The 20,837-nt window shown below is 74.2% G+C and carries 17 protein-coding genes; 5 read left to right on the top strand and 12 right to left on the bottom strand.

Annotation, left to right across the window (positions count from 1 at the left end):
• The first annotated feature begins 81 nt into the window (after positions 1 to 81).
• Positions 82 to 1,368, top strand: coding sequence for a L,D-transpeptidase (locus tag ACZ58X_RS32105; protein ID WP_470337088.1), 1,287 nt, complete (start codon positions 82 to 84; stop codon positions 1,366 to 1,368).
• A 222-nt stretch (positions 1,369 to 1,590) separates the two neighbouring features.
• Positions 1,591 to 3,192 (top strand): amino acid permease, encoded by a 1,602-nt coding sequence (locus ACZ58X_RS32110; protein ID WP_470337089.1) that lies wholly within the window; start codon positions 1,591 to 1,593, stop codon positions 3,190 to 3,192.
• Here the strand turns inward: ACZ58X_RS32110 and ACZ58X_RS32115 are convergent.
• From ACZ58X_RS32115 to ACZ58X_RS32125, 3 genes are all read right to left on the bottom strand, one after another.
• Positions 3,143 to 3,814 carry a TetR/AcrR family transcriptional regulator gene (locus ACZ58X_RS32115; protein WP_470337090.1) on the bottom strand — a complete coding sequence of 224 codons (672 nt, stop codon included), beginning with the start codon at positions 3,812 to 3,814 and terminating at the stop codon, positions 3,143 to 3,145. The two genes, ACZ58X_RS32110 and ACZ58X_RS32115, sit on opposite strands and share 50 nt — an antisense overlap.
• Before the next feature lie 139 nt (positions 3,815 to 3,953).
• Positions 3,954 to 5,159 (bottom strand): MFS transporter, encoded by a 1,206-nt coding sequence (locus ACZ58X_RS32120; RefSeq protein WP_470337091.1) that lies wholly within the window; start codon positions 5,157 to 5,159, stop codon positions 3,954 to 3,956.
• Positions 5,156 to 6,049 carry a pirin family protein gene (locus ACZ58X_RS32125; protein WP_470337092.1) on the bottom strand — a complete coding sequence of 298 codons (894 nt, stop codon included), beginning with the start codon at positions 6,047 to 6,049 and terminating at the stop codon, positions 5,156 to 5,158. Before ACZ58X_RS32125 ends, ACZ58X_RS32120 begins: the two co-directional genes overlap by 4 nt.
• Before the next feature lie 211 nt (positions 6,050 to 6,260).
• Here ACZ58X_RS32125 and ACZ58X_RS32130 point away from each other — a divergent pair, with 211 nt between their 5' ends.
• Positions 6,261 to 6,830, top strand: a complete 570-nt coding sequence (locus ACZ58X_RS32130; RefSeq protein ID WP_470337093.1) for an NADPH-dependent FMN reductase — start codon at positions 6,261 to 6,263, stop codon at positions 6,828 to 6,830.
• Between the two features lie 514 nt (positions 6,831 to 7,344).
• Here the strand turns inward: ACZ58X_RS32130 and ACZ58X_RS32135 are convergent.
• Complete coding sequence (locus ACZ58X_RS32135) at positions 7,345 to 9,492, bottom strand: HEAT repeat domain-containing protein (RefSeq protein WP_470337094.1); 2,148 nt, start codon at positions 9,490 to 9,492, stop codon at positions 7,345 to 7,347.
• Positions 9,493 to 9,774: 282 nt separating this feature from the next.
• On the opposite strand from ACZ58X_RS32135, the gene ACZ58X_RS32140 reads away from it, so the two are divergent.
• Positions 9,775 to 9,990, top strand: coding sequence for a hypothetical protein (locus tag ACZ58X_RS32140; RefSeq protein WP_470337095.1), 216 nt, complete (start codon positions 9,775 to 9,777; stop codon positions 9,988 to 9,990).
• A 210-nt stretch (positions 9,991 to 10,200) separates the two neighbouring features.
• The gene (locus ACZ58X_RS32145; RefSeq protein WP_470337096.1) at positions 10,201 to 10,419 is read left to right on the top strand and encodes a hypothetical protein; all 219 of its coding nucleotides are present in this window, start codon (positions 10,201 to 10,203) and stop codon (positions 10,417 to 10,419) included.
• Positions 10,420 to 10,494: 75 nt separating this feature from the next.
• Here the strand turns inward: ACZ58X_RS32145 and ACZ58X_RS32150 are convergent, their stop codons facing one another.
• The 8 genes from ACZ58X_RS32150 to ACZ58X_RS32185 all read right to left on the bottom strand — a co-directional run bounded on the left by ACZ58X_RS32150 (position 10,495) and on the right by ACZ58X_RS32185 (position 20,814).
• A complete protein-coding gene (locus ACZ58X_RS32150) occupies positions 10,495 to 10,953 on the bottom strand; it encodes a MarR family winged helix-turn-helix transcriptional regulator (RefSeq protein WP_470337097.1) in 459 nt (152 codons plus the stop codon).
• A 131-nt stretch (positions 10,954 to 11,084) separates the two neighbouring features.
• Entirely contained in the window at positions 11,085 to 11,732 is a 648-nt protein-coding gene (locus ACZ58X_RS32155) for an isochorismatase family protein (protein WP_470337098.1), read from the bottom strand.
• Positions 11,733 to 11,884: 152 nt separating this feature from the next.
• Positions 11,885 to 13,171, bottom strand: a complete 1,287-nt coding sequence (locus ACZ58X_RS32160; RefSeq protein WP_470337099.1) for an alpha/beta hydrolase family protein — start codon at positions 13,169 to 13,171, stop codon at positions 11,885 to 11,887.
• A 157-nt stretch (positions 13,172 to 13,328) separates the two neighbouring features.
• Complete coding sequence (locus ACZ58X_RS32165) at positions 13,329 to 14,696, bottom strand: lipase family protein (RefSeq protein WP_470337100.1); 1,368 nt, start codon at positions 14,694 to 14,696, stop codon at positions 13,329 to 13,331.
• 220 nt (positions 14,697 to 14,916) lie between these two features.
• Positions 14,917 to 16,896, bottom strand: coding sequence for a molecular chaperone HtpG (gene htpG / locus ACZ58X_RS32170; RefSeq protein WP_470337101.1), 1,980 nt, complete (start codon positions 16,894 to 16,896; stop codon positions 14,917 to 14,919).
• A gap of 107 nt (positions 16,897 to 17,003) precedes the next feature.
• Positions 17,004 to 18,656: a purple acid phosphatase family protein gene (locus ACZ58X_RS32175; RefSeq protein ID WP_470337102.1), complete on the bottom strand. Its 1,653-nt coding sequence runs from the start codon at positions 18,654 to 18,656 to the stop codon at positions 17,004 to 17,006.
• A 150-nt stretch (positions 18,657 to 18,806) separates the two neighbouring features.
• Complete coding sequence (locus ACZ58X_RS32180; protein WP_470337103.1) at positions 18,807 to 20,513, bottom strand: FAD-dependent monooxygenase; 1,707 nt, start codon at positions 20,511 to 20,513, stop codon at positions 18,807 to 18,809.
• A gap of 97 nt (positions 20,514 to 20,610) precedes the next feature.
• Positions 20,611 to 20,814, bottom strand: coding sequence for a hypothetical protein (locus ACZ58X_RS32185; RefSeq protein ID WP_470337104.1), 204 nt, complete (start codon positions 20,812 to 20,814; stop codon positions 20,611 to 20,613).
• Between the last annotated feature and the right edge of the window lie 23 nt (positions 20,815 to 20,837).

A 20,837-nucleotide genomic window follows, 5' to 3' on the forward strand; every position in this document is an offset into this window, starting at 1 on the left:
GCGTCCCTGATCACCGGCCCACCGTTGCCGCTGGGACGAACCGGCGCACAAGCTGACGGCGAACACCGAGAGGGAGCAACTGTGAGCACTGTTCGAGCGGCACGGGCCGCGATACGCACCGACGACCGTCTCCACCGCGGGGCGGTGGCACTGGCGATGGGTGGGGTCCTGCTGATGTCCGCGGGCTGCGGCGACGGCCAGGACAAGAGCGCTGACGCCGCGTCCGCTGCCTCCGCCCCCTCCGCTGCCTCCCCTGCCTCCAGCGCCTCCCCTGCCTCCGGTGCTCCCGGCGGGGCGGCCGCCGCGGCGACGCCGAGGACGTCGAGCGCCGTGCTGGACGTGCAGCCGAAGGACGGGGCCCAGAACGTCGCACCGGCCGCGCTCCAGGTGTCCGTCTCCCACGGCACGCTCACCGCCGTCGAGGTGACCGACAAGGACGGCAAGCCCGTCCAGGGCTCGATCACCCCGGACGGCACCGGCTGGAAGCCCGCCGCCTCGCTCGCCCCCGGCACGGCGTACACGGTGAACGCCCGGGCGAAGGACGCCGACGGCCTGGTCTCCGCGGCCACCAGCGCGTTCACCACCGCCTCGCCCGGCAAGCGGATGTCCGCCAACGACAACATCGCCGACGGCCAGACCTACGGCGTGGGCATGATCGTCAAGGTGGACTTCGGCGGCAGGGTCGTGAACAAGGACGCCGTCGCCAAGGCCATCACCTTCGAGACGGACAACGGCACCGAGGTGAAGGGCCACTGGTTCGGCGACAACCGGATCGACTTCCGGCCGGCGGACTACTGGAAGCCGAACACCAAGGTCACCATCCACTACCGGTTGAAGAACGTCGAGGTCGCCCCCGGGGTCTGGGGCGACCTCGACAAGGACGAACCGTTCACCATCGGCCGCTCCCAGGTCTCCACCGCGGACGCGGCCACGCACCAGCTGACGATCGTGCGGGACGGCAGGACCACCACCGTGCCCGCCACCCTCGGCGACGAGCAGCACCCCTCCTGGGGCGGAACCATGGTCGTCATGTCCAAGGAGAAGGTCACCCACATGAACTCCCAGACCGTCGGCATGGGAAACGAGTACGACATCCCCGCCGCCCCGCACGCGATGCGGCTGACCACGAGCGGCACCTACCTCCACGGGAACTACTGGTACAAGGGCGACCCGTTCGGCACGGCCAACACCAGTCACGGCTGCGTCTCGCTCAAGGACGTGGAGGGCGGCAGCGACACCTCCCCGGCGGGGTCGTTCTACAACAGCTCGCTGATCGGCGACGTCGTCACGGTCGTGCACACCAAGGAGAAGACCGTCGCCCCCGACAACGGCCTCGGCGGCTGGAACCTCCTCTGGGCCAACTGGTAGCACCCGCCCGGGGGTCGGCCGGATCCGCGGCGCCCTCGTCGCCGACACCCGCCGGACGGGGGCGGTTTCACCGGGGGTTTCACCCCGGAGCCGGGCCGCCGGCCGTCCCGGTTTCGGACCGACGGGTGTCCACGCATCGGTCGGACCGGACCGGGGACTTGATCATGACGGGTGGTCGGGTCCAAGATCTCCCCCGGTTGGATCACAACGGGGGGAGCCGTGATGTCCGAGGACCGGTCGGTCAGTCGTGGGCTGAGACAGCGCCACATCGCCATGATCGCGCTGGGCGGTGCGATCGGAGCCGGGCTGTTCGTCGGCTCCGGCGTCGGGATCGCCGCGGCGGGGCCCGGGATCGTGGTGTCGTACGTGGTGGCCGGGGTGCTCACGGTGCTGGTCATGCGGATGCTCGGCGAGATGTCCGCCGCCCGCCCCGGCTCCGGGTCGTTCGCCGCGCACGCCACCCGCGCCTGGGGGCCGTGGGCCGGGCTGCTGGCCGGCTGGATGTACTGGGCGCTGCTGGTGGTGAGCGTGGCCGCGGAGGCGATCGGGGCCTCCCGGATCGTGGCGGGGTGGCTGCCGCAGGTGCCGGCCTGGGTGTGGGTGGCGGCCTTCATGGCGCTGTTCACCGGGACGAACCTGGCGGGTGTGCGGCACTTCGGCGAGCTGGAGTTCTGGTTCGCCGGGGTGAAGGCGGCCTCGATCTGCGCGTTCATCCTGCTCGGCGCCGCCGCCGTGCTCACCGGCCGGGCGCCGGCCGCGGCGAACCTGACCGCGCACGGCGGCCTGCTGCCGCACGGCTGGCACGGGGTCGCGGTGGGCACGATCGCGGCGGTGTTCGCGTACGGCGGGCTGGAGACGGTGACCATCGCCGCCGCCGAGTGTGCGGACCCGGTCGCCGCGGTGCGCCGGGCGGTGCGCACGGTGCTGTGGCGGGTGGCGCTGTTCTACATCGGCTCGATGGCGGTGATCGTCGCCGTGGTGCCGTGGGACGACCCGGCGGTCGCCGGCGGCCCGTACGCGGCGGCGATCGGCCGGATCGGGGTGCCGGGCGCGGCGCAGCTGATGAACGCCGTCGTGCTGGTGGCGCTGTTGTCGGCGATGAACGCCAACATCTACGGCTCCTCGCGGATGCTGCACGCCCTCGCGGGCCGCGGCGACGCGCCGCGCCTGCTGACCGGCCGGGGCCGGTCGGCCGGGCCCGGCGGGGAGGGCTCGGGCGGTGCGGGCTCGGGCGGTGCGGGCTCGGGCGGTGCGGGCGGGGAGGGCAGCGCGGGCAGCACGGGCGGCGCCCCGATCGGGGCCGGGCGGGCCGTGCTCGCCTCGGCCGCGTTCGGTTTCGGGTCGGTGGTGCTCAGCCTGCTGTGGCCGCGGACCGTCTTCCCGTTCCTGCTGAACTCGATCGGGACGGCGATCCTGGTGGTCTGGATCCTGATCGCCGCCTCCTACCTGCGGTTGCACGGCCGACGGCGGCGTACGGACGGGCCGGAGCAGGAACGCGGGCAGGAGCTCCTCGGGCACGAGCCGGAGCAGGCGGCCTCGATGCGGGGCTTCCCGTCCCTGGGCTACGTGGCGCTGGCGGCGATGGCCGGGGTGCTGGTGTTCATGCTGGTGGACCCGGGCAGCCGCAGCCAGGTGCTCTGCACCGGCGCGTGGACGGCGGTGCTGCTGGTGGTGGCCGGGCTGCGGCGGTACCGGCGCGGTCCGGACGCCGGTCCGGCCACGGCACCGGCACTGGTGGCGGCAGCGACGGCCACGGCAGCGGCGGGCGCCGCGGTCACTGCTCCCGTGCGTACCGCGCAAGGAACAGGTCGACCCCGGAGCTGATCATCCGGCGCATCTCGGCCTCGTCCAGGTCGGCCTCCGGGCGGAACGTGCGCACCAGTTGGGGCACGCCCACCGTGCAGGCGACCAGTTGCTGCACGGCCAGCGCCGGGTCCTCCACGGTGAGCACGCCGCGGCGGTCCAGTTCGGCGAAGGCCTCGATCAGCGGGCCGTTGTTCATGTCGTAGCTGACCCGGTACCAGAGCTGGCCCAGCTGCGGGAAGCGGTCGATCTCGCCGATCACCAGCCGGCGCAGCGACATGATGTCGGGGCGCAACAGGATGCGGGTCCAGTCGAGGGTGAGCGTGATCAGCGCGGAGCGCAGGTCGTCGGCCTCGGCGATGGTGGAGTTCCACGGCTTGAGGTCCTCGTAGGTGGTGGGCAGTATGCCGCCGATCACCGCGAGGAAGAGCCGTTCCTTGTTCCCGAAGTGCTTGTAGATGGTCGCTTTGGAGACGCCGGAGCGCGCGGTGATGGCGTCCATCGAGGCGGCGGAGTAACCCTCCTTCAGGAACTCGACCAGGGCCGCGTCGATGATGGCCTGCCGGCGGCGCTGGGCGGCGTCGACCGGGCTCGGGATGATCGGGATGCCGAACTCGTCGATCGGCTGGGGGGCGGCGGCCATCGGGTTCTCCTCGGGGTGCTCGGGGGGAGACGGTACGGGCCAGTATATGAAACTGAACTGTTCGGTCGGCGCGCTTGGGGTCGGGCCCGGCGCGGGCCCGGGCGTCGGCGGGGGCCGGCGGAGCGTCGGCGGGGGGCGGCTACGGGGTCGGCCCGGTGATCCGCTCGGCGAGCACCGCCAGTTGCGGGCCGAGCGCCGCGCCGAGCAGGAACACCAGGTTGAACAGCCCGATCGCCTCCGGTCGCCGCCACGGTGGCACGGCCCCGGCGGCGGCGCCGGTCAGGATGCCCTGGCCGCCCGCGTTGACGCAGGCGCTGGCTCCGGCGCCCAGCAGCACCAGCGGCGTCCAGGGGCCGAACGCGGCGAGCGCGAGTGCGGTGAACGAGACGCCGAGCAGCAGGCCGGTGGTGCGCCGCAGGCCCAGCCGGGGTGCGGCGCGCACCAGCGACCAGGAGAGCAGCGCGCCGGTCAGGGTGGCGAGCGAGCCGACGGCGCCGGTCTCGACGGTGCTCCAGCCGGTGAGCGCGGCGGCCCGCCGGGGTGCGCCGTAGACCAGGCCGAAGTTGACGGTCGCCAGGACCAGCATCACCGCGGCGACGGCCCGGAAGCGCGGCACCGTCAGGGCGTCCAGGCCGAGGAACGAGCGGCGCGGCGTCTGTGCGCCGGGGCCCCGGGTCGGCTCCCGTACCGAATCCCGTACCGGATCCTGTGTCGACTCCGGCGTCGGTCCGGCGCACCCGCGCAGGACGGCCGGCAGTACGGCCAGGGTCAGCACCGGCAGCACCAGGCAGGCCCGCCAGCCCAGCCCGGTCGCCACCGCCGCGCCGACGAACAGGCCGGCGGTGCCGCCCGCCGCGCTACCGATCGCGACGACCCCGGAGGCGCGTCCGTCCGGCTGACGCGCGGCCAGTTGGAAGGCGGCCACGTTGAATCCGGCCGCGCCGACCGCCTGCAGGGCGCGCCCGGCGACCAGCGGGCCGAGGGCCGATCCGGCGGCGAGGGTGACCAGTACGCCGAGCAGCAGCGCCCCCGCGGAGGCGAGCAGCAGTGTCCGGGGGTCGCGCCGCCCGGCGGTGGCGGTGAGCAGCGGGGTGCCGAGCATCATGCCGAGCCCGTAGCCGCTCATCAGCCAGGCGGCGGGGCCGGGGCCGGTGTGCAGTTCCCGCGCGATGGCGGGCAGGACGAGGCTGGGGCTGGAGAGTCCGGCGGCTCCCGGGGCGGCGAGCGCCGCGAGCAGCAGGCCGGTCCGGAGCGACCCCCGTATGCCCCGGCCGGCGCTGCCCGCCGACGGCTCCGCAGGGGGCGCGCCCGCCCCTGCCGCCGTGTTCAGTGCTCCCGGGCTCATTCCGGGATCCGCCCGAACTTCCCGTTGGAGAAGTCGAGTTGGGCCTGCCGGAGCTCGGCGGCGGTGTTCATCACGAACGGGCCGCCGCGGGCGACCGGCTCGCCGATCGGCTCGCCGGCCAGGACCAGCACCTCGGCCGGTCCGTGCGGCGCGGCGACGGTGATCCGCTCGCCGTCGTGTGCCAGTACCGCGAGCTGGCCGTCCGCCAGCGGCGCGTCGGGCAGTTCGACGGCGCCGGAGAGCACGTAGACGGCGGCGTTGTGGCCGGTCGGCGCGGTGAAGTCGGCCCGTCCGCCGGCGGGCAGCACGGCGTGCGCGAGCAGGACCGGCAGGTGCGTCTCGAAGGGTCCGGCCACGCCGTGGCTGCGGCCCGCGATCACCTTGACCCGGGTGCCGTCCTCGGTGTGCACCACCGGGATGGTGTCGGGCCCCTGGTTCTGGCTGCGGGCCGGGAGGTCCTTGAGCCGGGCGGGCAGGTTCACCCAGATCTGGAGCATGTGCTGGCGGCCGCCGTGGGCGAGCAGTTCGGCGGTCGGCTCGTTGGAGTGGACGATGCCGGCGCCGGCGGTGAGCCATTCGACCTCGCCGGCGACGCTGGTGCCGCGCCGGCCGGTCGAGTCGGCCCAGTCCATCGAGCCCTCGATGAGGTAGGAGACCGCCTCGAAGCCGCGGTGCGGGTGGGCGGGGGCGCCCTTGGCCTCGCCGGGGGCGAGCAGCAGCGGACCGGTCTGGTCGACCATCAGGAATGGGTCGAGCATCGGGAGTTCGGCCACCGGGAACGGGCGGCGGACGGGGAAGCCGGCGCCCTCGAAGGTGTGCACGGGGTCGATGACGGTGGTGGTGGAGCGGATGGGGGCGGCCTGGGCCGCGGCGAGCTGGGTCGTCGTCATGCCGAAGACTGAACTACACGAGCCAGTTCAGAGTCAAGACTGAACTGTCTGGTTGACGCATTGAACTGAACGGTTTAGGTTTCTCGGCGTCGGAACGACCACCGCCGCCCCGGCAGCCGACCCGCACCGGGCCCGGCCTGGCCTGTCCTGGCCTGTCGGGCACCACCCGCACCACACCCACAGCCACACGCACACCGCAAGGAGCACCGTCATGAGCGCGTCCAAGGTCTTCGCCATCTCCGGCTCGCTTCGCGCCGACTCGCACAACACCGCGCTGCTGCGCGCCGCCCGGAAGCTCAACCCGGCCGGCATGGAGATCGAGATCTACGACGGCCTGCGCGAGATCCCGCCGTACGACTACGACCTCGACCACCCCGGCAAGCGCCCGGCCGCCGTCGAGGAGCTGCGCCGCAAGGTCACCGAGGCCGACGGACTGCTCATCGCCACCCCGGAGTTCAACTACTCCGTCCCCGGCGTCCTCAAGAACGCCCTGGACTGGCTGAGCACCGACTGGACCAAGAGCGAGGGCCTGCCGCTGCACCGCAAGCCCACCGCGATCATGGGCGCCGCCCCCACCAACTTCGGCTCCGTCCGCGCCCAGCTGGCGCTGCGCCAGGTCTTCGTCTGGACCGACAGCGACGTCGTGGTCAAGCCCGAGCTGGTCGCCTTCCGCTCGCACGAGCGCTTCGACGAGCAGGGCGAGCTGACCGACGAGGGCACCGCCGGCATCCTCAAGGACCTGCTCGCCGCCCTCCAGGGCAAGATCGACGCCCGCGCCTGACACCCCTCCCCCGGAACCCGCCGCCCCCACGCGGACAGCAGCCCCGCCGAGCACCGGCGGGGCTTCGCCGCGTCCCGGCACTCGCGGCCCGGCGCGGCGGGGACGGTCGCCTCGGCCGGGTGAGCGGTGCCTCTCAGCCGCTGCCGCCGGTGACCGTGCGGGTGGCGAAGGCGATCTCGTAGGGCGCCTGCTCGGCCAGGGCGAGCACACCGTCGAGCAGGGCCGTCCACGGCGCGTCGCGCCGGAGCCTGCTCGACGGCGTCGAGGTGGCCTACGGGATCCTCGCCGACGGCGTGCCCGCACGCCGGCACGGCTGTCGGCGTCCGGCCACCACCTGGGGTCACGCCGTCCTCCGGCTCGTCGGCATCGCCGTCGACGCCACGCGCTGACCGCTCCCCCGCCCGGGCGGGGCCCCGGGGCCCGGAGGGCAGCAGCGGGGGGAGCACCGGAGCCGCAGCGCGTGGCTGACCGCGGGCCCCGGCCTGGGGGTGCCGGGGTGCCGGGGGTGCGCTCCTCAGGCGGCCGGGTCGAGGAGGGCCGTCAATGCGGTGCGCAGGTGTTCGTCCTCGCGGATCATCGCGTGGTCGGCCCCGGAGACGACCAGGCGGCGGTCCCCGGTGGCGAGCGCGGTCAGGCGCTCGTGCTGTTCCGGGGTGAGGGCCGAGGTGCCGAGGGCCCGCAGGGCGTCGCGGGCGTGCTCGAGGTCGGCGTGGGTCTCGGCGGAGCGCAGGGCCGCTTCGGCGAGGCGGGTGCGGTCGAGGCCGGCCGGGTCGGCGACGGCGAGCAGGCCGAGGACGGCCGAGGGTGCCAGGGTCGGGTCGTCGAGGAGGGACTCGAGGCGGGCGGTCAGTGGGCGTCCGGCCGGGCCGAGGGCGGCGATCTCGCGGGCGGCACGGGCGGCGGTCCAGTGGAACCACTGCCGGCCCCGGCTGTTGTCGAGTACCGAGGCCAGGACCGGGACGACTTCGGCCGCCTGCCCGGTGATCCGCCACAGGGCGAGCGCCAGGGCGAGGTCCGCGTCCACCTGCGGGGTGGTGTCGCGGTCGGTGGTGCGGCCAAGCGCCTCCCGCAGGGCCGGGACGAGAGGGGCGGCCGCCGGGCCGAGGGCGGCCGCGGCCTGGGCGCCGTCGCCGGCGCCGCGCACACCGGTGGCGAACGCCGCCTCGGCAGCGGCCAGCAACGGTCCGGTCTCGCCGGTCAGTTCGTGCAGTGCCTGCGCCACGAGGAGCTTCCCCGCGTCGGCGCGCAGGGCGGCGGCGGCCTGCGCGCGCCGCTCCGCTCCGCTGCCGGCGGCGACGGCGGTGATCGCGGTGGCGGCGTAGTGGAACCGGGGCAGGACGGCACACAGTTCGGGCAGCGCCTCGACGGCCTGCGGGCCCCATTGCCGCAGCAGGTGCACCAGGCCGGCGATGTCATTGTTGTCCCCGGCCGTCGTGCAGCCGCAGTCCTTGCATTCCGCGGGACGCTCCAGGGCCTTGGCCGCCAGGCGGGCGCGGACCGCGGCGAACAGCTCCGGGTCGAACGGGAAGGGGACGCCGGCCGGGGCGTAGGACCCGGCGGCGCTCTGCATGGCGCGCGGGCGCCGGCCGAGGGCCCGGGCCAGCAGCGGGGCGGCGGCCCGCGGCGCCACCAGGACGAGCGCGGCGAGGGCCTGGTCGGCCGCCTCGTCGTCCGGCCGCGCGGCGAGTTCGGCGAGGACGGGCGCGGCCTCGGCGGCGGCCGGGCCGAGCTTGGCCAGCAGCTGGGCGGCCGCCCGGTCGGCGGCGAGCGGGGCGATCGCCGGGATCAGCCGCTGCGGGGCGCTGCGGGACAGGGTGCAGGCGCGGTCGGCCGCCCACAGGGCCTCGGCCCGTACCTCGGGGCGCTCGTCGCGCAGGGCGGCGTCGAGCAGGGCGAGGGCGCCCGCGCGGTCGGCGTCGGTGTCCCGTCCGAGCAGGAGCCCGACGATCCTGCGCAGTGGCTCCCGGTGCTCGTCCGCGTGGCCGGACCGGGCGGTCTCGCACGCGGGCAGCAGACCGAGGACGGTGTCGTGGTGGGCGGCGAGCCACGGTTCGTCGGCGTCCAGCGCGGCGAACACGGCGGCCAGGCGCAGCGGCGCGGGCGTGTCCGGGGTGAGCAGGGCGCGGGCCTCGCCGGCGGCGCCCTGACGGTCCAACCGGCCGTACGCGGTGAGGAGTTCGGCCCGGACGGCGGGTTCGGTCTCGGTGGCGAGACGGGCCCGGACGGCGGGCAGGGCGGTGCCGGTGTCCCGGGTGTGGCCGACCGTCCAGCCGGCCGCCTGCCGCACGTCGGCGTCCTCATCGGCCAGCAGCGGTATGAGCAGCGGCAGTTGGGCGGTGACGGCGGCCCGGACGGCGCCCGGCTCGACGCCGTGCTCGTCCTCGCTCTCGGCGAGGCAGCCGAGCAGGCGGAGCGCGTCGACGCTCTGGCGGCCGGAGGCGGCGATCCGGGCGAGGTAGGGGGCGGCGTCGACGCTGGCCGCGTACACGGTGCCCTGGTGGACGATCGAGCCGTACAGCTCGTCCAGTGCCTCCTCGGCGTCCTCACCGCCCTCGGCGAAGGCGCGCAACAGCTCGGGCAGGTCCTCGGCGGGGCCGTAGGCGTGGTCGACGGCGGCCCAGGGGTGGGCGTCGAGGCCGGCGAGGGCGGTGGGGAGCTCCATGGCGGTGATCTTCGCAGGGAGCTCCGACACCGGCTCGGACGGGGTGGCGCGGGTGGGCCCCGGGCGGTCGGAGGAGGCTGCGCCGGTGGTCGAGGAGCTCGACGTCCTGCCGGCGGGCGCGCGCGGAACCCGTGCCGGCCGACCGGGCGTCGACCCGGCGGCGCGGCCGATGGGCCGAACGTCCGCCGGCCGGAGCGCGGCGGAGGGGCGGCCCGTACGGGACGGGAAGCGGTGGTGGCGGATCGGCGGCACTCTTGGAGGAGGCCGACCAGGGAGGTAGCCATGGGTAGTCCGATCGCAGGAAGCGATCCCACGGGCGAGACGGGCACGGACGCCGAGGCGTCCCCGCGACGGCTGTTCACCGGAGGCGAGCGGCCTTTCGACCCCGAGGACCTCGTCATGGCCTCCGGGCACGACATCACCCCCGCGCGGGTCGAGTGGGCCAGACAGCAGATCGAGCAGAAGGGCGCCGCCGCGCTCGAACGCTACCTGCCCTGACGAAACCGGGCCCGGGACCGTTCACCCGACCACGGGCTCCGGGCATCGACCCAGCAGCCGGCGGCCGGCGACACCGCGGGCGGCGGCCGAGCCGGGCGGCGGCGCCGTGCCCACGGCCGCCCGCTCACGCACGGCGACGGCAACGACGACGCCCCAGCCGAGCCGGGCGGCACCGTCCACGTCGGGTCCGAGGGCGGCGCGTCCGTACGGGTGACGCTCCCGCCCGAGGCGCTGTGCCCGGGCTTCGACGGCTTCGCCGTCCAGCAGCGCCTGATGGCCCCGACCGACTCGAACAACACCGTCACCGGCCAGCCGCCCTACCGGCTCACCGTCTCCATCGCCGACCCGGCGATCGGCGCGCTGCGGCGCCGGGTGGGCTCGACGGTGCCGGGCGACGTACTGGCGACCGACAACCGGGTACGGCGGTAGGGCGGTCCGCCCGCTGTTCACGAGCCGCCCGGACAGGCCGGCGAGCGCGCCCCCGCCGGCCCGCAGGGCGTCCGCTCAGTGGCCCGGGGTGGCCTGGCGCTGGAGGTCGGCGATCATGGCCAGGCCGCGCTTGAAGTCGGCGTACTGCTCGGGGCCGATGCCCTCGGCGTAGTGGGCCTCCAGGTCGGCGACGACCCGGCGGGCCTCGGCGATCTCGGCGGTGCCGCGCGCGGTGGGGACGACGAGTTTGGCGCGGCGGTCGGCGGGGTCGGGGCGGCGTTCGACGTAGCCGAGGGCTTCGAGCTCGTCGACCATGTTGCCGATGATCTGCTTGTGCACGCCCGCGCGCTGGGACAGCTCGCTGGGCCGCACGCCCTCGGGGCGCAGGTTGGCCAGGACGGCGCCGTGCCGCGGGTTGAGGTCGTCGAAGCCGTTCCGGGCCATCTCGCGCCAGAGCTCGTCCTGCAGGGCGCGGAAGACGACGGAGATCAGCATCCCGAGGTCCCGCCCGCCGGCCGGGTCCTGTCCCTGCATCGCGGCCGCTCCTCGTATCCGGGCTGGTCACCGTGGTCGGGGTTCACGATAGCGCCCGGCGGGTGAGGGGCTCTTGAGGGGCAGTGGCGAGGGGTGGCGGCGAGGGATGGAGTCCACAGTGGCGTCCGTGCTCAGGCCTGCTTGCCGTAGGCCTGGCGGAGCTGGCCGTTGAGGATGCCGAAGTCCATGCCGACGGCCTCGTAGAGCGGGCCAGCCAGCGGGTCGGCGTTGTCGGCGAGCATCTCGACGGCCACCGAGGCGTAGTCGACCGCGATCACGCCCGCCTGCTGCATGCGCAGGATGCCGGTGGTGCGCTTGGTGTCGCTGAAGGTGCCCGAGGCGTCGACCACGCCGTACACGTCGTAGCCCGCGGCCGTGGCCGACAGGGCGGGCAGGGTGAGGCAGACCTCGGTGGAGATGCCCGCGACGATCAGCTTGCTGCGGCCGGTGGCCTCGACCGCGGCCCGCACCCGCGGCTCGTCCCAGGCGTTCACCGTGCTGCGGTCGATGACCTCCAGCTCCGGCGGCAGCGCGGCGGCCAGCTCCGGCACGAGCGGCCCCCACAGGGTCTCGGCGGCCGTGGTGGTCACCACGATCGGCACCCCGAGCACCTGGGCGGCCCGGGCCAGCGCGACGACGTTGTGCTTCAACTCGGCGACGCTGTAGTCGCGGACGGCGGCGAGCAGGCCGATCTGGTGGTCGACCAGCAGCAGGGCTGCGTTGTCCGCGGTGAGCTTCTCGGTGAAGCGGCTGGTCCCGGCGGCGGCGGTGCTGTGCATGGCGGTTCCTCCGTGGGTGCGGCGTGACGTGGGTGCGGCGGGGTGGTGACGGACCAAGTGAAGCAGTCACAGACTTTGACAGTCAAGAACTTTGACTACTTTCGGGTCGCACACCGCCCCGGGCGCGGACTCCCCCGTGCCGGTGCGGGCGGCTACCGCTCGTAGCGCATCTCGGGGAAGCGTGGTGACGGGCCGTCCAGGAGGTGGTCGTCGTGGCCGCGCAGCCAGCGGTCGAGGAAGGAGGCGACGTAGGAGCGGGTGGCGAGGACGGCGCGGTCGGGGCGGACGTCGCCGACGGCGGCGGTCAGGGCCTCCGGGGTGACGGCGCCCTGGCGGGCGAGCTGGGGCAGCAGGGCCTGGGCGTTGGTGTAGGAGCCGTGGCGGGAGCCGGTGAGGGTCACGTCGGCGTGCCAGCCGGTGCTGTGCTGCCATAGGGCGTCCCAGCCGGGCTGCTGGTGGTAGCTGCCGGAGTCGGCCTCCTGGGTGCCCATCAGCAGGAAGGGCCTGGCCAGGCCGTCCGCGGCGACGGTGGGCAGCGGCAGTTGGACGCCGCTGCCGTCCGGGCCGGGGAAGTGCAGCTGGCCGTCAAGGTCGACGCCGGCCTTGAGGCGCGGGTCGTCGTGCATGGTCTGCAGGGCCGCGGAGCCGCCCCCGGAGTGGCCGACCATGGCGATCCGGTCGAGGTCGAGGGAGGCGGCGAGGCCGGCCGGCAGCTGCTCGTCGTGGCGCAGCCCGGCAAGCCGGTCCAGGACGAAGCGGGTGTCGTCGACCCGGGTCTGCAGCATCTTGCGCAGGAGGGCGCCCAGGTCGAGGCCGGGCTGGTCCATGAGCGCGGGGAAGACGGAGGCGGCGAGGTCCCCGTCGGGGAAGGCGACCTCGGAGGCCTCGTAGGTGTGGTCGACGGTGACGACGACGTAGCCGCGGGAGGCGAGGTCCTCCACCAGGGTGGTGCCCCAGGTGCGCGGGGCGCCGAAGCCCGCCGAGTAGAGCACGACGGGCCGTTCGCCGCCGGGGAGGGCGGGCGCGTCGGCGCGGGCGTGGGTGCGGATGCCCGCCCAGTCGGTGCGGCCGGGTTCGAAGCCGTTCTCGCGCCGGCCGATGCTCCCGGCGCTGTCGAAGTGGTCGGCGGCGGCGGGGAGCATGAACGGCGCGCGGTCGTCGCCGGTGGCGGGGCGGGTGGTCGGGTACCAGAGGCTGATCATCAGCTTGCGGTGCTGTCCGGGCTTCCAGGGGTCGTCCCGGCCCTCGTCCGTGAGCTGCAGGGCGGTCGTGCCGACCGGGTACGGCCCGGTGGGCTGCGGCAGCCACGCCCTGGCCTGCCGCCCGGCGGCCCGCTCCGGCGCCGCCACCGCGCCCGGCGCCCCGGCCGCGCCCACCGTGGCCGTCGCCGCCAGCAGCACCGCCGCCGCGGCCGCCGCGGCCCGTCCTCGCCTGCTCATCGCCGTTCCTCCTCGTTCGTTCCCGTGGTCGCTTCCGGCACGGGCGACGGTACGGGCGAGGAGGGGCGGAAACCGTCGTACCGGGGTGCCAAGTCCCGCTGTAGTACTCCGGTATGACGGTGTTGGGTGCCGCGGGTGCTTCCTGTTCCCTTCCGGGTCAGTGGCTGGGGGTGGGCTGTTCCGGGGTGAGGGAGTTGCCGGGCGGGATGTGGCCGCAGTCGGAGGGGGCGGGGCGGCCGGCGAAGCGGTCGTCGAGCCAGGCGAGGGCCTGCGGGGCCCAGACGACGGGGACGCCGAAGTGGCTGAGGAGGTCGTACTGCTGGTAGGCGACCGGGCTGGTGCCGGTCGCGCAGTACTGCCGGGCGAGCGCCCGGACGTCCCCGGCGACCATCACGCCGTCGCCGGTGCCGATGCCGGGCGGGTTGGCGAAGGTGCCCTCCAGGAAGCCGCCGTTGCCCTGGGCGATGGAGCCGGGCACGGTCGGGGTGGGGGCCGAGCCGAGGTTGTTCCGGTTGACGGCCTCGACGAAGGGCGGCGCGGAGTTCGGGTCGGCGTACTGGGGTTTGACCATCGCCTTCCAGGTCAGTCCCGGGTAGTGGCCCAGGGCGTCGACGATCGAGCCGTGCTCCAGCTGCTGGTAGACCGAGCGGCCGTAGTCGTTCAGGTAGGGCGTCAGGTCGACGCCGAAGGAGCGCGAGGCGCCGATCACGGCCAGCGGGGTGATCCCGCTCCACGCCAGCGAGCCGTCGACGTACTTGAGGTTGTGCGCCGGGTCCACCAGCAGTCCGCCCTCGGTGTAGCCGACCAGCTTGGCGTTCACCTCGGGTGCGTAGCCCGGCGCGAGCGCGGCCGCCCAGCCGGTGGCGACGGCGCCGCCGGAGTACCCCATCAGCCCGAAGCGGGTGTCGGGGCCCATGCCGGTGGCCGGGGACCGGGTCGCGGCCCGGATGGAGTCCAGGGTGTTGGTCGCGTACTCCGGCCCGGCCGCGAAGTCGGCGTTCTGGCCCTCGGTGTCGGGGAGGACCACGTTGTAGCCCTGGGCGAGCAGCGGCACCAGGAAGAGCGCCTCGACGTTGGGGATCACGCCGCCGAGGCTGAGGTCGCCGGCCACCGCCCGGGAGGGGCTGTCCTTCGGGTCGAGCGAGTCGTAGAAGGACTGGTAGGAGACGGCCTTGCTGCCGTCCCCGGCCAGGCTGCGCACCACGGTGGTGACGTTGGCGGCCGGGCGGCCCTGCGCGTCGGTGGTGCGGTAGAGCAGTTGGACCGCCGTCACCGGGGTGGGCAGCCCGAGCACGTGGTACGGCAGGGTGCGCGTCTTGAGCACGGCGCCCGGGGCGAGCGAGGCCAGTGGCGTGCTGCCGTCGTAGGCGTAGAAGGGGTCGCTCGCGGCGGTGGAGCGCGCGGCCGCGGAGGCCGCCGGGGCCGTCGTGACAGCGCCGGCCGGGCCGGCCGTGGCGGCCGCGGCGGTGGCGGCCAGGGCGGCGGTGACGGCGGCGGCGAGCAGCCGGGACGTGCAGGTGCGCATGGTTCCCCCGGGTCGTGGGATTCCTGGTGGTCCGTCGGAGAACGCGGGTTACCAACTGGTAGGTAGTGCCCCGGAGAACATCATGTCGGCGGCCCGGCGCAGTGTCCTCTGGGCGGGGCACAGAGATTCCGGACGCGGTTTGTGACCGGTCACAAGGTGACACACCGTACGGCGGCCGGCCCGGAGTGGGGCCGGCCGCCGCGGTGACAGGCTGCGGGGGTTACAGGCTGTGGGTGAGGTGGTCGGTCAGGAGGCGGGTGAAGCGGGCCGGGTCGGGCAGGTCGCCGCCCTCGGCGAGCAGGGCGCTGCCGTGCACGAGTTCGGCGATGTCGGCCAGGGCCGGGTCGTCGGACTTCGCCCCGTGGGCCCGGTGCAGGGCGGTGATCAGGGGGTGGGTGGGGTTGAGCTCCAGGATCCGCTTCACGGTGGGGAGTTCCTGGCCCATGGCCCGGTACATCTTCTCCAGGGTGGGGGTCAGGTCGTGGGCGTCGCCGACCAGGCAGGCGGCGGAGGTGGTGAGCCGGGTGGAGAGGCGGACCTGCTTGACGTGCTCGGCCAGGGTGCCCTGCAGCCAGGTGAGGAGGTCGGCGAACTCCTCCTCGCGCCGGGCCTTCTGCGCCTTCGCCTCGTCGTCGCCGTCGGTCTCGGCGTCGTCGCCGAGGTCGACCTGGCCCTTGGCGATGGACTGGAAGCGGTGGCCCTCGAAGGCGGGGACCTGGTCGGTCCAGACCTCGTCGACGGGGTCGGTGAGGATCAGGACCTCGTAGCCCTTGGCGGTGAAGGCCTCCATGTGCGGGGAGTTCTCCACCATCTGGCGGTTCTCGCCGGTCAGGTAGTAGATGGTGTCCTGGCCGTCCTTCATCCGCTCCACGTACTCGCGCAGCGTGGTCGCCTTCTCCGGGTCGTGGGTGGAGGCGGCCGAGACCAGCGGCAGCAGCGCGTCGGTGTTGTCGCGGTCCTCGATCAGGCCTTCCTTGATCACCCGGCCGAACTGCTCCCACGCCGTGGTGTAGGCCTCGGGCTTGGTGGCCTGCATGTCCTTGAGGGCGGCGAGGACCTTCTTGACGAGTCGCCGGCGGACCGCGGTGATCTGGCGGTCGTGCTGCAGGATCTCGCGGGAGACGTTCAGCGACAGGTCGTGGGCGTCGACGACGCCCTTGACGAAGCGCAGGTAGTTCGGCATGAGCGCGTCGCAGTCGTCCATGATGAACACCCGCTTGACGTACAGCTGCACGCCCCGCTTGGTGTCCCGGGAGAACAGGTCGAACGGCGCGTGGGCGGGAATGAACAGCAGCGCCTCGTACTCGAAGGTGCCCTCGGCGCGCATGTGGACGGTCTCGGCCGGGGCCTGCCAGTCGTGGCTGATCTGCTGGTAGAACTCGTGGTACTCGGCCTCGGTCACCTCGCTGCGCGGGCGGGCCCACAGGGCCTTCATCGAGTTCAGCGTCTCCAGCGCGGCGGCGGGTGCGGCGCCGTCCACGGTCTCGGTCTCGTCTTCGGCACCGTCCGCGCCACCGTCCGCGGCGGTGGGTTCGGCGGCGGGTTCGGCGGCCATGCGGATGGGCCAGCGGATGAAGTCCGAGTACTGCTTGACGATCTGGCGGATCTTCCACCCCGCGAGGTAGTCGCCGAGGCCGTCCTCGCCGTCGGCCGGCTTGAGGTGCAGCGTGACCGAGGTGCCCGCCGGCAGGCCGTCGGCCGGTGCGATCGTGTAGGTGCCCTCGCCGTCGGACTCCCACGCGGTGCCCTGCTCGGTGCCGGCGCGGCGGGTGTGCAGGGTGACCTTGTCGGCGACCATGAACGCCGAGTAGAAGCCGACCCCGAACTGGCCGATCAGGTTCTGCGCCGCTTCCGCGTCCTTGGCCTCCTTGATCCTGGCCAGCAGGCCGGCGGTGCCGGACTTCGCGATGGTGCCGATCAGGTCGACGACGTCCTCGCGGGTCATGCCGATGCCGTTGTCCCGCACCGTCAGGGTGCGGGCCTGCCGGTCGACCTCCAGGGTGATGTGCAGGTCGGAGGTGTCGGCCTGGAGGTCGGTGTCGGTGAGGGATTCCAGGCGGAGCTTGTCGAGGGCGTCGGAGGCGTTGGAGATCAGCTCGCGCAGGAAGATGTCCTTGTTCGAGTAGATCGAGTGGATCACCAGCTGCAGCAGCTGGCGGGTCTCCGCCTGGAATTCCAGCGTCTCGGTCGGGCTGGCCACGAGGGGTCTCTCCTTTTCGTGTTCGTGCGCACCACGTGGTGACCAGGCAAGGATACGGAGGCCGACGGTGCTGGGCGAAGGCCGGCCCGTGACCGCTCGGGCCCGGGTCAGCCGCGTTGCACGGTGACGCGGTCCACGGCCGTGCCGTCCTCGGTGACGGACCGCACCTCCATCCGGGCCGGTGCGCCGGCGGCGGCGGGCGTCACGTCGACCGCCACCAGGCAGTAGCCGGTGTAACGGACCCTGGACCAGGTGACCTTGACGGTCTGCTCGTGGCCGCTCCGGTCGGAGACCACCATCGGGACCGGGGCGTCGTTCCTGGTCTCGTGCCCGAGGTAGGTGTCGGAGGCGGGGAACGTGTAGAGCCCGCCGCCACCGCCGCCCGCGACGACGTAAGTGGTGCCGTCCTTCACCGGGTTGACGGTGTCACCGGAGGCGACCTTGCGGGTGGCCTTGCCGGCCCGGATCGGGTCGGTCCGCTCGTAGACGTGGTTGTGGCCGCTGAGCACCAGGTCCACCTGGTACTTGTCGAACAGCGGGGCCCAGTCCTGCTGCGCGCCGAGTTCGGCCCCGTTGTCGTGGCAGGTGGAGTACGTGCACTGGTGCAGGTAGACGACGATGAAGTCGATACCGGGCTCGGTGCGCAGGGCGGCGAGCCGGGCCTCCAGCCACTTCTTCTGCCGGCCCTTGGTGCGGTCCAGGTTGGCGGGGGTGTTGAAGCAGAGGTCGTTGCCGTCGAGGCTGATCAGGCCGACGTTCTGGTAGCGCCAGGAGTAGATGCCCGTCGACTGGTCCCAGGCGTTGTCGGGCATCGTGAAGCGGGCGCGGACGCCGCCGTAGCCGTCGCCGCCGTACCAGGGCTCCATCTCGTGGTTGCCGACCGCCACCATCCACGGGGTGCGGGCGGCGACGGGGTCGTTCTGCACGAAGAAGGAGTCCCACAGGCGGGCGTCGTACGCGTCGTCGGTCTTGCCGCTGCCGCCGCTGTTGGCGTACGAGAGGTCGCCCATGTGGAGGTGGAAGGCGGGGTCGAGGCCGGCGATCAGGTGGCCGGTGGCGGCGGCGTTGTACCCGATGCCCTGGTCGCCGAAGGCCGTGAAGGTGAACCCGGCGCCGCGTCCGGGGGCGGGTGCGGTGCGGAAGCTCGCCACGTCGCCGAGCCGGCCGGCCTGGCCGCCTTGGCCGGCCGGGTCGTGGCCCTGGTGGCCGACGACGTAGTAGTAGGTGGTGTCCGGGATCAGCTGGTCCAGCTGCGCGTGCAGGTAGTACTGGGTGACGGTGGTGGGCCTGACCAGGGGCTGGTCCTCGACCGGGTGCTGCCAGGCGAGTTTGCTGACCAGGGTGCGGACCTCGGCCGGGACCGGGGCGCCGAGGTCGCCGGGCTGCAGGCCGATCCGGACGAAGGGGGCGGTCACCGCGTCCGGCACCTGCCAGGAGACGACGACCTGACGGGACGGGTCGGCCCCGTAGGCGAGGTGCCGGCCGAAGGGCCGCAGCGCGGACCCGGCGGTCCGCTCGCCGCGGGGCGACGGCAGGGTGGGGGTGCCGGGGCCGGGGAGGTCGAGGGCGGTGGGGCGCGAGGAGGGGGTGTCGGGGGCGGTGGGGCGCGAGGAGGGGGTGTCGGGGGCGGTGGGGCGCGGGGCGGCGGCCCGGGCGGTGCCGGGCAGCAGGAAGCCGCCGGCGAAGGCCGCTCCGCCCGCCGCGCCGACACGCAGGAGGGAGCGCCGGGTGTGCCGGAGGTGCTGTGGTGTCTCGGACATGACATCAAGTTAGGAAAGTTCCCTAACATCTGACAAGAGGGCGGACGGCACCGGGGGCGGTGGGTTCGGGGCGCGGGTCCAGGGCGCGGGTTCCGGGCAGGCGGGGTCCCGACCCGCGCGTACGGAAGGCCTATCGCGGAATCGCCGGGATCACCGCGCCCCTGGGGTGCGGAAGACACGGGCCAGGTGGGCGGTCAGGCCCTCGGCCGTGGGTGGGTGGAGGCGGGCGCCCAGGTAGCCGTCCGGGCGGATGACGAAGGCCGTCGGGCCGCCCTGGGTCGCGTAGGCGCGGGCGAACTCGCCGCGGGTGTCGCGGTACACCGGGAGCTGCGTCCCGCCGGCCGGGTGCCGTGCGCCGTCGGCGAGGATCACGCAGGAAGATATCTGATGACGAGTCAGTTCGACGGCGAGGGAGGCGAGTTCGTCGAACCCGGCGGTCGACTCCCGGCCGGTGCCGTACAGCAGCAGCACGTGTTCGCCCACCCGCAGCACGTCGTACAGGCGCTGCGGGTAGGTGGCGATCTCCCCGGTGAGGCCGGCGCAGTCGGGGGCCCGGTCGCCGGGGCGGGGGGCCGGCCCGGCGTCGGCATCGGCGTCGGCATCGGCATCGGCGTCTGCGTCCGGGGGGCCGACGATCGGGCTGTCCCGGTAGCCGACGAGCAGTTGGGCTTCGCGCAGCAGCAGGGTCGCCGGGTCCTCCGGGTCGGCCTGGACGCCTTCGGCGGCGTGTCGGACGGTGCGGCCGACCACCTCCTCGCCGACCGGGCGGCGTTCGGCGTCGTAGCTCGCGAGGAGGTTCGGCCGGGCGGCGCCGCCGATCGTGAGGGCGAGCTTCCAGGCGAGGTTGTAGGCGTCCTGGATGCCGGTGTTCATGCCCTGCGCGCCGGTGGGCGGGTGGATGTGCGCGGCGTCCCCGGCGACGAGGACCCGGCCCTCCCCGTACCGGTCCACCAGCCGGTGGCTGATCCGGAAGACCGAGGACCAGCGCATGGCGGAGGCGGTGGTCGGCTGCGGGGAGAGCCGGTCCAGGACCGCCTGGACGTCGGACAGCGCCGGGCCCCGGCCGGCCTCCAGGCCGTGCGCGACGCCGGAAGCGGCCGGTGCCGCCGACAGCTCGGGCGGCACCGGCATCGACATCCGGTAGCGGCCCCGGCCGGGCAGCGGGATGCAGACCAGCAGGTCGTCGACGCGGCCGTCCTCGGCCCGGTGCACGGCGCGCACGCCGTAGCCGGACGGCAGGTCCCAGTCGACCTCGACGTCGGCGAGCATGTACTCCTCGGGAAACGCCCCGCCCCGGAAGCCGAGCCCGAGCCCCTTGCGGACGGTGCTGTGCGCACCGTCGCAGCCGATCAGGTACCGGGAGCGGACCTCCTCCTCCCCCTCGGAGGTGGCCAGGCGGCTGGTCACGCCGTCGTCGTCCTGGGTGAACGACAGCAGTTCGCTGCGGCGCTCGATCCGGCCCCCGAGGCGGATCAGGTGCTCCTCCAGGATCCGCTCGGTCTCGTACTGGGGCAGCGCCGCGAAGCCGTACGGCACTTCGGGCGGCAGCGCCAGGTCGGTCCGGAGCTGCTCGGTGCCGTTCACGTAGAACAGTTGCCCGCGCATCGGGACGGCGGCGTCGAGCGCGGCCCGCACCAGCCCCATCCGGTCCCAGATCTCCAGCGTGCGCGGCTGGACTCCGACCGCCTTCGCGAACGGCAGCCGCTGCGGCAGCCGTTCGACGAGCCTGCATCCGATCCCCCGCCTGCGCAGTTCCACGGCTGCGGTCAGGCCGACCGGTCCGGCGCCCACGACGAGTACGTCCACTGGAAACCTCCCGGGTGCGTACCGGTACGTCCCCCCTGGTCCACTTCCCATGGTGGCGGGCCGGGCGGGTGACGGCGACCGCGCCACGGCCACGGCCACGGCCCCGGTACTGGCCCCGGTGCTGGCCGGCCCGTGGGCGCAGGGCCCGTCAGCCCTGGGCGCCCAGCCGGCGGCGGAAGGCGAAGCGCAGGCGGCCGGGGGTGGGGCGGCCGGCGACGACCGCCTCGAAGCGGCGGTGGTCACGGGCCGCCCGGAGCACCGCGAGGTCGTGGGTGCCGGGGGCGGGCGGGGCCGGTTCGGCGTGCTGGGCGGCGCGGTAGCTGTCCAGGAGGTGCTGCTGCAGTGCGTTCATGCGCCCACCCTGCACCGGGGCCG

It is taken from the genome of Kitasatospora sp. NPDC040550 (assembly GCF_055594965.1).